10 protein-coding genes are annotated in these 11921 nt (G+C 65.1%); 7 read left to right on the plus strand and 3 right to left on the minus strand.

Going from position 1 to position 11921, the window contains the following annotated elements; translation table 11 throughout:
* Positions 1-8: 8 nt before the first annotated feature.
* From AB4061_RS32000 to AB4061_RS32010, 3 genes are all read left to right on the plus strand, one after another.
* Complete coding sequence (locus AB4061_RS32000; RefSeq protein WP_441640236.1) at positions 9-1208, plus strand: acetyl-CoA C-acyltransferase; 1200 nt, start codon at positions 9-11, stop codon at positions 1206-1208.
* A 144-nt stretch (positions 1209-1352) separates the two neighbouring features.
* Entirely contained in the window at positions 1353-2309 is a 957-nt protein-coding gene (locus AB4061_RS32005; protein WP_441640228.1) for a DegV family protein, read from the plus strand.
* A 54-nt stretch (positions 2310-2363) separates the two neighbouring features.
* Positions 2364-3140, plus strand: a complete 777-nt coding sequence (locus tag AB4061_RS32010) for an enoyl-CoA hydratase (RefSeq protein WP_441640229.1) — start codon at positions 2364-2366, stop codon at positions 3138-3140.
* An 11-nt stretch (positions 3141-3151) separates the two neighbouring features.
* Here AB4061_RS32010 and AB4061_RS32015 read toward each other — a convergent pair whose 3' ends face one another.
* The 3 genes from AB4061_RS32015 to AB4061_RS32025 form a co-directional block, all read right to left on the minus strand.
* On the minus strand, positions 3152-3835 hold the full coding sequence (locus AB4061_RS32015) for a Fe2+-dependent dioxygenase (protein ID WP_441640230.1): 684 nt from the start codon (positions 3833-3835) through the stop codon (positions 3152-3154).
* Between the two features lie 55 nt (positions 3836-3890).
* Complete coding sequence (locus AB4061_RS32020; RefSeq protein WP_441640231.1) at positions 3891-6092, minus strand: TonB-dependent receptor; 2202 nt, start codon at positions 6090-6092, stop codon at positions 3891-3893.
* 161 nt (positions 6093-6253) lie between these two features.
* Positions 6254-6658, minus strand: coding sequence for an acyl-CoA thioesterase (locus tag AB4061_RS32025; RefSeq protein ID WP_441640232.1), 405 nt, complete (start codon positions 6656-6658; stop codon positions 6254-6256).
* A 200-nt stretch (positions 6659-6858) separates the two neighbouring features.
* Between AB4061_RS32025 and AB4061_RS32030 the strand changes: the two genes are divergently transcribed.
* The 4 genes from AB4061_RS32030 (at position 6859) to AB4061_RS32045 (ending at position 11733) form a co-directional block, all read left to right on the plus strand.
* Complete coding sequence (locus AB4061_RS32030) at positions 6859-8754, plus strand: ABCB family ABC transporter ATP-binding protein/permease (RefSeq protein ID WP_441640233.1); 1896 nt, start codon at positions 6859-6861, stop codon at positions 8752-8754.
* Positions 8755-9062: 308 nt separating this feature from the next.
* Entirely contained in the window at positions 9063-10073 is a 1011-nt protein-coding gene (locus AB4061_RS32035; RefSeq protein ID WP_441640237.1) for an ABC transporter substrate-binding protein, read from the plus strand.
* A complete protein-coding gene (locus AB4061_RS32040; RefSeq protein WP_441640234.1) occupies positions 10070-10933 on the plus strand; it encodes an ABC transporter ATP-binding protein in 864 nt (287 codons plus the stop codon). Before AB4061_RS32035 ends, AB4061_RS32040 begins: the two co-directional genes overlap by 4 nt.
* A gap of 2 nt (positions 10934-10935) precedes the next feature.
* The gene (locus AB4061_RS32045; RefSeq protein ID WP_441640235.1) at positions 10936-11733 is read left to right on the plus strand and encodes an ABC transporter permease; all 798 of its coding nucleotides are present in this window, start codon (positions 10936-10938) and stop codon (positions 11731-11733) included.
* Positions 11734-11921: the final 188 nt, after the last annotated feature.

An 11921-nucleotide genomic window follows, 5' to 3' on the forward strand; every position in this document is an offset into this window, starting at 1 on the left:
GAACCGACATCATGAAACAACTGCAAGACGCATACATCGTTGCCGCAACCCGCACGCCGATCGGCAAGGCTCCCAAGGGCGCGTTCAAGAACACCCGTCCGGACGACCTGCTGGCCACCATCCTGCGCGCGGCTGTGGCGCAGGTGCCTAACCTCGATCCCAGGCTGATCGAAGACGCCATCGTTGGCTGCGCCATCCCTGAGGCGCAGCAGGGCCTGAACGTCGCGCGCATCGGCGCGCTGCTGTCGGGCCTGCCGAATACCGTGGGCGGCATCACCGTCAACCGCTTCTGCGCCTCCGGCCTGTCGGCCGTGGCCATGGCCGCTGACCGCATCCGCGTGGGCGAGTCCGACGTGATGATCGCCGCTGGCGTGGAATCGATGAGCATGGTGCCGATGATGGGCAATTCGCCGTCGATGTCGCCGGCGATCTTCGAGCGCGACGAGAACATCGGCATCGCCTACGGCATGGGCCTGACCGCCGAGAAGGTCGCACAGCAATGGCAGGTCAACCGCGAAGACCAGGATGCTTTCTCGCTCGCTTCGCACCAGAAGGCGATCCGCGCCCAGCAGGCCGGCGAGTTCAAGGACGAAATCACCCCGATCGAGATCGTCGAGAAATTCCCCAACCTGGCCAGCGGCCTGGTCGACGTGAAGACACGCACCATCTCGCTCGACGAAGGCCCGCGTCCGGAGACCTCGATCGAAGGCCTGGGCAAGCTGCGCCCGGTGTTTGCCAACAAGGGCAGCGTCACCGCCGGCAACAGCTCGCAGACTTCGGATGGCGCCGGTGCGCTGATCCTGGTTTCGGAAAAGATCCTCAAGCAGTTCAACCTCGTGCCGCTGGCGCGCTTTGTGTCGTTCGCGGTGCGCGGCGTGCCGCCCGAGATCATGGGCATCGGCCCCAAGGAAGCGATTCCCGCGGCGCTCAAGGCGGCCGGCCTCACGCAGGACCAGATGGACTGGATCGAGCTGAACGAGGCCTTCGCCGCGCAGTCGCTGGCGGTGATGCGCGACCTGCAGCTGGACCCGGCCAAGGTCAACCAGATGGGCGGCGCGATCGCACTGGGCCACCCGCTGGGCGCCACCGGAGCGATCCGTTCGGCCACCGTGGTGCATGCGCTGCGCCGTAACAACCTGAAGTACGGCATGGTCACCATGTGCGTCGGCACCGGCATGGGCGCGGCAGGTATCTTCGAGCGCGTCTAAACGCGCCGTGGGGCAGGCAGCCTGGGCGCCAGGTGCGTTCGTGCTGCCCGCCCCGAACTCTCTATCAGGTGAAGAAAGCGGTGCCATCACAAGGAGACAGCTGCCGCCTCGATGCGGCTCGCCTGACAGGGAGGAAACAACTACATGCAGGAGACACTCATCCTGGCCGACGCCGCGTGCGACATGCCGCGCTCGCTGATGGCCGAGCTTGGCGTGCGCACGGTGCCGTTCCGCATTCGCGCGGGCGACCGCTTTGTGGCCGACGTGCGCGACGAGCCGGCCTTGCCGTCGCTTTACGAACAGTATCTGGTCGGCAAGCAGGACCACTACGCTGAATCCATCCCCTTGCTGGAGCGCGAGATCGAAGACCACCTGCTCAAGCATGTGGTGACCTCATGCGACCGCGCGCTGCTGCTCACCATCGCCAGCAGCCGCAGCAAACTGTATGCGCATGCCTCGGGCGCCGTGGTTGGCACCGTGGCCAGGAGCTTCAAGGCACGCAAGGACGCGGGGCGCACGGGGTTGTTCGAGCTGAAGGTGATCGACACCGGCGCGATCGGCCCGGGCCAGGCGCTGATCGTGCGCGAGGCGGCGCGCCTGCTGGGCGGCGGCGCCAGCGCGCAAACGGTGGTGGAGGCCGTGGAGACACGCCTGCGCGATGCCGCGCATATGTTCCTGGTGCCCGACGAGTTGCTCTACATGTACACGCGGGCCAAGCACAAGGGCGAGAACAGTATCACCTGGGGCCGCTACATGCTCGGCAGCGCGTTCAATATCCGCCCCGTCGTGCATATGCATTGCGGCCAGACCGAGCCGGTGGCCAAGGCGCGCGGCGCGGACGAAGGCATGCGCCGCGTGATGGCGCATGCGCAGCAGTGCATCCGCAGCGGCCGCTTGCTCAGCCCGGCGGTATCGCTGAGCTATGCCGGGCCACCCGGGGCGATTCAAGCGTTGCCTGCCTATCAGTCGCTCGCGCGCACCGCGCAGCAGCATGGCGTGGAACTGATGCTGGCGCCGATGAGCCTGACGGTGGCGCTCAACGTCGGCGCAAAGGCGTTCGGGATGAGCTATCTTTGCGAGGATCCGCCGGCGTTCGAGTGAACGGGCTTCAGCATGGCGGACAAGTCAACCAAGCAGTAAGGAGAAGACGATTTCATGAGCATCCTGACCACCATCGAGCAAGGCATCCTGACCCTTGAGTTCGATCGCCTCGACAAGAAGAACGCCATCACGGCGGCGATGTACCAGGCCATGGCCGATGCGCTGCGCGTCGCCGATGCCGACCCCGCCGTGCGCGTGATCGTGATCCGCGGCAAGCCGGAAGTATTTACCGCGGGCAATGACCTGGAAGACTTCATGCAGCGTCCGCCCACCTCGGACGAGGGCGGGCAGCCGGCGCCGGTATTCCAGTTCCTGCAGCAGATCAGCCAGGCCAGCAAGCCGCTGGTGGCGGCGGTGAGCGGCCCGGCGGTGGGCGTGGGCACCACCATGCTGCTGCATTGCGACCTGGTCTATGTCTCCGAGACGGCCAAGCTGTCGCTGCCGTTCGTGCAGCTGGGCCTGTGCCCGGAGGCGGCATCGAGCATGCTGCTGCCGCGCCTGCTGGGTCACCAGCGCGCTGCCGAGAAACTGATGCTGGGTGAGGCGTTCAGCGCGCAGGAAGCGCTACAGATCGGCCTGGCCACGCGCGTGCTGCCGGTGGCGGAGCTCAACGAGTTCGTGCAGCAGCAGGCGCGCAAGCTGGCCGCGCTGCCGGCTTCGTCGCTGCGGGAAACCAAGCGGCTGATGAAGGGCGGCGACAAGGCTGCCGTGCAGGCCAAGATGGCGGAGGAGGGCGAGGTGTTCCGGCGCATGCTGCAGGCGCCGGAAGCCAAGGAGGCGTTCAAGGCGTTCTTCGAGAAGCGCCGCCCGGATTTCTCGCGCTTCAGTTAAGCCTGCGGCGTTCAAGGCGTCGCCCATTCGCGCAGCAGATTGTGGTAGACGCCGGTGAGGCGCACCACGGTGGCGTGTCCATGGCCAAGCGCATGCCCGATTTCCTGGATGGCGGTGTCCAGGTCGAACAATAGGGCGCGCTGGCGGGCGTCGCGCAGCAGGCTCTGGATCCAGAAGAACGCGCATAGCCGCGTGCCCCGGGTCACCGGGCTGACACGGTGCAGGCTGGAAGCGGGGTACAGGATCATGTCGCCGGCGGGTAGCTTGACCGCATGCGTTCCATAGGTATCTTCGACGATCAGTTCGCCGCCGTCGTAGTCGTCGGGCTCGCACAGGAAGAGTGTGGCCGAGATGTCCGTGCGGATGCTGTCCGAGCCGTCGGGCAGGTAGCGGATGGCATTGTCGACATGGGTGCCGAAGGATTGTCCGCCCGCATAGGCGTTGAACAGCTTGGGGTAGATCCTGGCCGGCAGCGCCGCCGAGAAGAACAGGGGATGGCGCCGCAAGGCCTGCTCGATCATCGCGGCGACACGCCCGCCCTGCGGGGAGTCGTGCGGCAATTGCAGATTGTCCTTGGCGAGGGAGGACTGGAATCCTGCGGTCGCCTTGCCGTCGGCCCAATCGGCCTGCGTCAGCAGGCTTACGCTTTCCCGCACCTGTTCCGGCGTCAGCACGCCGGGTATGTGAATCATCATTTGGCTGACCTTGGGCCGGGGGCATCCGCTGCGGCGACGCCCCCCGCGCGTAGCGTTAGAAGGAGTAGACGGCTGACAGCACCGCGGAGCGGCCGTCGCCGTACTCGATCGCGGACGAGCGCGATGCGCTGCCCAGCGTCTGGCGCACCCGCTCCACATAGGCCTTGTTGAAGAGGTTGTCGACGTTGAGCTGGAACTTGAGGTTCTTGTTCGGCGCATAGCCGAGCATGGCGTTGTGCACCAGGTAGGCACCAAGCGTGCCGTCCCCCACCGATGTCACGTTGCGCCTGCCGATGAAGCGCGCGCCGTAGCCCAGCGTCCAGCCCGCGGGCAGCTGGTAGGTGGTCCACAGGCTGAAGGAGTGCGCCGGTGTGTTGGCCAGCGCCTTGCCTTCGCGCTCGGGCAGCGTCATTGACTTGAGTGTCTTGCTGTTCAGGTAAGTGTAGTTGGCGAAAACGTCCCAGTTCGGCGTCACCTTGCCGGCCGTGCCCAGCTCGACGCCGCGCACGCGCTGCTTGCCGGCCAGGGCGTAGCTGCCGTCGAGGAGGCGTTCGCGCGTGTTGTCCTTGTCGACCTGGAACAGCGCCGCGTTTAGTCCCAGGCGCCGCTCCATGAACTCCCATTTGCTGCCGAGCTCATAGGTCTTGTTCTTCTCGGGCGCCAGTCCCCCCGTGCCCTTGTTCACGCCCGAGCCGGTGCTGACCAGGTACTCGGCGGACGGGTTGAAGGACGTGCCGTAGGCGAAATAGATCCTGCCGTTGTCCGTGGGCTTGAACACCAGTCCCGCCCGGCCGCTGAGCTGGTTGGTGGTGCTGTCCGCGCGCTCGGTTGCCTTGCCCAGCGGCGTGCTCTCGGCGCTGCCATCTATCCAGTCGTAGCGCAGGCCAAGGTTCAGGTCCCAGTGCTTGCCCAGGGCGATGGTGTCAAGCGCGTACAGCGCCTTTACGTCAAGCCATGTCTTGGTGCGCGCGCTGTCGCGCCGGTCGGTGGGCGCGCTCCAGTAGCCTGGCGGGTTGGAGAGATCGAAGCCGTTGGCGGGATAGTACCTGGCGAGATAGTAGGAATAGGTGGTCCGGTCGTAGGTCTCGCGTGAGATCTCGAAGCCACTGACGAGGGTGTGTCCCAGCCCCAAGGTGTCGAAGCGGCTGGTCAGGTTGGTCTGGTTGATCCACAGCTCGGTGGCCGAGTCGCGGCCATAGCCCTGCGGCCCTGCCGGCCGGTAGCGGCCCGGCGGCAGCCCCGTCTGGTTCACGTGCGAGGCAGAGATCACGGTGTCGCGGTGCAGGCGCGAATAGCGGGTCAGGTTCTGCAGCTTGAGCTTGTCGTTGAATTCGTGTTCGAACTTGACGGTGGCCGCATCGGTGGTGATGTTCTCCCGGTCCACGTTGCGCCAGCCGAAGTAGCCGTGCCGGCTGACGCCCGCGAGCCGCTGGCCGTTCAGCGCTGGCACGCCGTAGTCGGGCAGGTTGTCGTCGCTCTGGTGGAAATAGCTCAGCGTCAGGCGCGTCGGCGATTGCATGCCGAAGGTGATCGATGGCGCGATGCCCCAGCGGCGGCGTTCGATGACGTCGCGGCCCGGTATGTCATTCTCGTGCGCCATCAGGTTCAGGCGGACGACCGCCGCGGGCCCGTCCCACGGCAGCGGCTGGTTGGTGTCCAGGGTCAGGCGGTGGAAGCTGGCAGTGCCGAGCCCGCCGCCGACGTGCGTGAACCTGTCCGCCTTCGGTTGCTTGCTGATCATGTTGATGTTGCCGCCGGTGGTGCCAGCGCCGCCGAAGACCGAATTCGGCCCTTTGATCACCTCGACCGCTTCGAGGTTGAAGAGGTCGGAACGGTTGTTCTGCCCGCTGTCGCGCAAGCCGTCGATCTGCATGTTCGCGTTGGCGCTGAAGCCGCGGATATTGATGCTGTCGCCGGAGCCGCCACCACCCTCGCCGGCGTTGAAGGTGATGCCGGAGACGTTGGAAAGCGCCTGCCGCAAGCTCAAGGCGTTCTGTTCCTCCAGCACGTGCTGCGGCACCACCGTGATGGTCTGGGGCGTATCGAGCAGTGGCGCCGCGTATTTTGCCGAGCCGGAGGCTTCGACCTTGGAGCTGGGTGCCTGCGTTCCCGTGACCGTGACCGGCGCCAGTTCGATGTGTTTGCCCTGCCGTTGTAAATCGTCTGCCAGGACCGGTGTAGCGCAGGCCGCCGCCAGGACGGCGGAAGCGAGGGAGCGCCGCGGTGGCAGCGCGGCAGACCTGATGTACGAACGCATGCAATCCTCCTTAAACAATAATGATAATCATTATCATTTAAGGATTTGGGAAGAGGCGGGACAATCGGAGGCGTCTGAATGTACCGGCGGAAATTTCTGCATTTCCTCCGGGAGCTCAGCGCAGACGCTGACCCGCTCGCGCCGGCTTCAGCCGCGGCCGCTTATATCGCTGGCAACACCCGCGGTTGCCTTGCATCGTCCGTCGCCACATAGGTCAGGATGGCTTCTGTCACCTTGACGATCTCGTGGCTGTGGCGCATGCGCTGCGCATAGACTTCCACTGATACCGTGATCGAGGTGCGGCCCGTTTTCTCAATATCGGCGTAGAAGCTCACCAGGTCGCCGACAAAGACCGGGTGCTTGAACAGGAAGGAGTTCACCGCCACGGTGGCCACGCGGCCCTGCGCGCGTTCCACCGCCGGGATCGAGCCGGCAATGTCCACCTGGGCCATGATCCAGCCGCCGAAGACGTCGCCGTGCACATTGGCGTCCGATGGCATGGGGACCACGCGCAGGGCGGGATTCTTGCCGGCAGGCAGGCAGGGGAGGGCGTCGGCTTGATTCATGATGGCTTGAGCTTGGATAGGGTTGGAGCTGGGTGGCAAGGGCTGCGCTGGGGTGCCGGCGCGCTGGTGCGCATGTCGGAGTGACCTTGCCGCCGTGCGGCCCGGGTGTCGCGGCGGTTCCGTGACGAGGGTAAACGGTGTGGCGCCGGCTAACAAAGACGATCTCTGCCACAATCGCATATTCGCCCGAATTCTAACGTATGCGACGCTACTCTACGTCGGCCGAGCCGTCCCCCGCCCAGCCTTCTTCCCTCTTCGGCAAATCCAACGTTCCCCGCAGCGATTGGCAGACCGTGCGCAACCTGTTGCCCTATGTCTGGCATTACAAATGGCGAGTGATTCTGGCGCTGGTGTGCCTGGTGGCGGCCAAGGTGGCCAACCTGGGCGTGCCGATCCTGATGAAAAAGCTGGTGGACAACATGAATGTTCCCGCCGGCAGCGCGAGCGCGCTGCTGGTGGTGCCGGTGGGGCTGATCGTCGCCTACGGGATACTGCGCTTGTCCGGCACGCTGTTTACCGAGTTGCGCGAGATCCTGTTCTCCAAGGTCACGCAGAGCGCGGTGCGCGAGATCGCGCTGCAGGTGTTTCGCCACCTGCACGCGCTGTCGCTGCGTTTTCACCTGGACCGCCAGACCGGCGGCATGAGCCGCGACATCGAGCGCGGCACGCGCGGCATCCAATCGCTGATCTCCTACTCGCTCTACAGCATCCTGCCGACCCTGGTCGAGATGGGGCTGGTGATGGGCTTCTTCATCCTGCACTACGACATCTGGTTCGCTGCCATCACGGGCTGCGCGCTGGTGAGCTATATCGTGTTCACCATCGTGGTGACCGAGTGGCGCACGCACTTCCGGCGCAAGATGAACGAGCTGGATTCGCGCGCCAACCAGAAGGCGATCGATTCCCTGCTCAACTTCGAGACCGTCAAGTACTTCGGCAACGAGGAGTACGAGGCCGGCCGCTATGACGAGAACCTGCGCAAGTACCGCACCGCGGCGATCCGCTCGCAAAACTCGCTGTCGTTCCTCAACTTCGGCCAGCAGGCCATCATCGCCACCGGCCTGATCATGATCCTGTGGCGCGCCACCGTGGGCGTGGCGGCGGGCAAGCTCACGCTGGGCGATCTGGTGCTGGTCAATACGCTGATGATCCAGCTGTACATTCCGCTGAACTTCCTCGGCGTGATCTACCGCGAGATCAAGCAGGCCACCACCGACATGGACCGCATGTTCGTGCTGCTGGGCACCAACCGCGAAGTCGCAGATGCGCCGGACGCCGCGGCCTTGCGCGTGCAGGGCGCGGCGGTGCGTTTCAACCGTGTCGGGTTTGGCTACGAGAGCAACCGCGTGATCCTGGACGAGGTGGACTTCGCCATCGCCRCCGGCACCACTACCGCGGTGGTGGGCCACAGCGGCTCGGGCAAGTCCACGCTGGCGCGGCTGTTGTTCCGCTTCTATGACGTGAGCAGCGGCGGCATCGAGATCGACGGCCAGGATATCCGCGCGATCACGCAGGACAGCCTGCGCCGCGCCATCGGCATCGTGCCGCAGGACACCGTGCTGTTCAACGACAGCATCTACTACAACATCGCCTACGGCCGCCCCGACGCCAGCCGCGACGAAGTCATCGAGGCCGCGCGCGCGGCCCAGATCGACGGCTTTATCCGCGAGCTGCCGCAGGGCTACGACACGCCGGTGGGCGAGCGCGGCCTCAAGCTGTCGGGCGGGGAGAAGCAGCGCGTCGCCATTGCCCGCACGCTGCTGAAGAACCCGCCAATCCTGGTCTTCGATGAAGCCACCTCGGCGCTGGATTCCCGTACCGAGCAAGCCATCCAGGCCGAGCTGATGCGGCTGGCGCAGAACCGCACCACGCTGCTGATCGCGCACCGGCTCTCTACGGTGGTGCATGCCGACCAGATCCTGGTGATGGACCACGGCCGTATCATCGAGCGCGGCACCCATGCCGAACTGATGCGGCTCGACGCCCGCTACGCCGAGATGTGGCATATCCAGGCGCGCAGCGCGGCAGAGAGCGAGGCCCCCGTGGAGGATGTCGCGCTGGCGATCGAAGCCGGCGACGCAACCCAGGACGCCTGACACGGCAATCGCCAGGGCCGCAATGAATTGTTGACAATCCATTGTGGCAAACCGGCCAGAACCATCCGGTTGCACGAATTTGGTTCGACAATAGGTGGCGTATCAGCCCCATCATGGTGCGTGTTTGCATGGCACGCGCCTTGCGGACGAACTATCCAGGAAGACGACTAACTGGAGAGAGTTCAATGCCGCTATTCCGTGCCGCCACCCCGTTCGAGGCCACTGCCGCTCACGTCGGCGCCCAACCCGCCCATGCCGCGCCCGGCGCTGCCGTATCCACCGCGCGCCGCCGCTGGCTGCAGCTTGGCATGGCGCTGGGCACTGCCCTGGTGCTGTCGACACAATTTGCCGGCGAGGCGTACGCCCAGACCAAAGTCCGCTTCCAGCTCGACTGGCGCTTCGAAGGCCCGTCTGCGCTGTTCCTGCTGGGCGAGCGGAAGGGCTACTACAAGGCCGAGAAGCTCGATGTGTCGATCGACGCCGGCAACGGATCGGGCAACGTGGTCAACCGCGTGGCTTCCGGCACCTACGACATGGGCTTTGCCGACCTGGCCTCGGTGATGGAGTTCTATGGCAACAACCCGGATGCCAAGAACAAGCCGGTGGCCGTGATGATGGTCTACAACAACACGCCCGCCGCCGTGCTCGCGCTGAAGAAGTCCGGCATCAAGACCCCGCACGACCTGGCCGGCAAGAAGCTCGGCGCACCGGTATTCGACGCCGGCCGCCGCGCCTTCCCGATCTTCGCCAAGGCAAACGGCCTGCAGGCATCGAGCTTCAACTGGCAGGCGATGGACCCGACCCTGCGCGAGACCATGCTCACGCGCGGCGACCTCGACGCCATCACGGGCTTTTCCTTCACCTCCATCCTCAACCTGAATGCGCGTGGCGTGAAGGACGAGGACATCGTGGTGCTGCCTTACCCGCAATACGGCGTGAAGCTGTACGGCAACGCCGTGATCGCCTCGGAAGACTTCCTCAAGAAGAACCCGGAGGCGGTCAAGGCCTTCCTGCGCGCCTTCGCCAAATCGGCCAAGGACGTCATCGCCAAGCCGGAAGAGGGCATCAAGGCGGTCAAGGCGCGTGACGGCATCATCGACGAGAAGCTCGAGACCAAGCGCCTGAAGATGGCGCTGGACAGCGTCGTCAAGTCGCCCGACGCGCGCGTCGAGGGCTTTGGCCGCGTCAACAAGCCGCGCCTGTCGCTGATGGCTTCGCAAGTGGCCGACGCCTTCGGCACCAAGGGCCGCATCAACCCCGACAACCTGTGGACCGATGCCTACCTGCCGTCCGCTGCCGAACTGGATGTGCTGCGATGACGCTTGGCACCACTTCCCTGCGCACCGGGGCCGCGCTTGCTGCCGAACTGCCGGACGAGCCGGCGGCGCAACCCTTCGTCGAGTTCAACCGGGTCTGGCTCGCCTATAACGACGAGCTTGCCCGCCAGGGTGAGTTCGCCATCGAGGACATCTCGCTGCAGGTCGAGCCGGGCGAGTTCATCGCCATCGTCGGGCCTTCCGGCTGCGGCAAGTCCACCTTCATGAAGCTGGCGACCGGGCTCAAGCCGGCCACGCGCGGCGTGGTCAGGATCGCCGGCGAGAAGGTCACCGGCCCGCTCAAGATGGTTGGCATGGCCTTCCAGGCGCCGACGCTGCTGCCCTGGCGCACCACGTTGCAGAATGTCATGCTGCCGCTGGAAATCGTCGAGCCCTACCGCTCCACACTGCGCCAGCAGCGCGAGGAGTACACGGCGCGCGCACGCGAGCTGCTGCGCACCGTGGGCCTGGCCGGCTACGAGGACAAGTACCCGTGGCAGCTCTCCGGCGGCATGCAGCAGCGCGCSGSTATCTGCCGYGCGCTGATCCACGAACCGCGCATGCTGCTGCTCGATGAGCCCTTTGGCGCGCTCGACGCTTTTACCCGCGAGGAGCTGTGGTGCGTGCTGCGCGACCTGTGGCAGGCCCAGCGCTTCAACGTGATCCTGGTCACCCACGACCTGCGCGAGGCTGTGTTCCTGGCTGACACCGTCTACGTGATGAGCCAGCGCCCTGGGCGCATCCTCACGCGCAAGGGGATCGACCTGCCGCGTCCGCGCGACCTCGACCTGACCTATACCGAACCCTTTGCCGACCTCGTGCATGCGCTGCGCGAGAAGATCGGCCACGTACGGCAGCACTGACCATGAGCACTTTCTCTTCCTCGATGAGCGCGGCTCAGCAACGCCGCGTGCAGCGCGTGGCGCCGTGGCTGCTGCTGGGCACGTTCCTGCTGCTGTGGCAGGGCGCGTGCCTTGTGTTCAATGTGTCGGACTTCATCCTGCCCAGCCCCAGCGCGATCGTCACGTCGCTGCTCGACTACTGGGATGTGATTGCCGGCCACGCCTGGCGTACCTTCTGGACCACCATGGTTGGCTTTGGCCTTGCCATCATCGTGGGCGTGGTGCTGGGTTTGCTGATGGGCTCGTCCAAGCTGGCGTACGCCGCCGGGTATCCGCTGATGACGGCGTTCAATGCGTTGCCGAAGGCGGCCTTCGTGCCGATCCTGGTGGTGTGGTTCGGGCTCGGCGCCGGCCCGGCGATCCTGACCGCCTTCCTGATCTCGTTCTTCCCGATCATGGTCAATATCGCTACAGGGCTGGCTACGCTGGAGCCGGAACTGGAGGATGTGCTGCGCGTACTTGGTGCAAAGCGCACCGATGTGTTGCTCAAGGTCGGGCTGCCGCGGTCGATGCCTTACTTCTTTGCTTCGCTCAAGGTGGCGATCACGCTGGCGTTCGTCGGCACTACCGTGTCGGAGATGAGTGCAGCCAATGAGGGTATCGGCTATCTGCTGGTGTCCGCCGGATCGGCGATGAAGATGCCGCTGGCGTTTGCCGGGCTGGTGGTGATCGCCGTGATGGCGATGGTGATGTATGAGTTTTTTGCGGTGGTGGAGAGGCGGATGACGGGGTGGGCGCATCGGGGGGGAATTGAGGGCTAGAGGGGGTCGTTTGGGCGGTGTTGGTTTTTGTACCCAAGGTGCCATATGACATTGCTCGGGCCTGTCAGTTTTTTTGTGTGCAGGGCAGGTATAGACTCACCGTCGACTTGAGCGGTGAGTGCAGCATTATCTCAACGATGCGGATGGGTGAAGCGCTCCTCGTACAGGATCGCGAACTGGTTCATAGC

Source organism: Cupriavidus sp. YAF13 (assembly GCF_052113425.1).
Lineage (GTDB): Bacteria > Pseudomonadota > Gammaproteobacteria > Burkholderiales > Burkholderiaceae > Cupriavidus.

What these genes read in the sequence shown, in the direction of transcription:
- AB4061_RS32005 (WP_441640228.1), top strand. Translation starts at nt 1,353, where the DNA reads ATGCAGGAGACACTCATCCTGGCCGACGCCGCGTGCGACATGCCGCGC.
- AB4061_RS32010 (WP_441640229.1), top strand. Translation starts at nt 2,364, where the DNA reads ATGAGCATCCTGACCACCATCGAGCAAGGCATCCTGACCCTTGAGTTC.
- AB4061_RS32015 (WP_441640230.1), bottom strand. Translation starts at nt 3,835, where the DNA reads ATGATGATTCACATACCCGGCGTGCTGACGCCGGAACAGGTGCGGGAA.
- AB4061_RS32020 (WP_441640231.1), bottom strand. Translation starts at nt 6,092, where the DNA reads ATGCGTTCGTACATCAGGTCTGCCGCGCTGCCACCGCGGCGCTCCCTC.
- AB4061_RS32025 (WP_441640232.1), bottom strand. Translation starts at nt 6,658, where the DNA reads ATGAATCAAGCCGACGCCCTCCCCTGCCTGCCTGCCGGCAAGAATCCC.
- AB4061_RS32035 (WP_441640237.1), top strand. Translation starts at nt 9,063, where the DNA reads ATGGCGCTGGGCACTGCCCTGGTGCTGTCGACACAATTTGCCGGCGAG.
- AB4061_RS32045 (WP_441640235.1), top strand. Translation starts at nt 10,936, where the DNA reads ATGAGCACTTTCTCTTCCTCGATGAGCGCGGCTCAGCAACGCCGCGTG.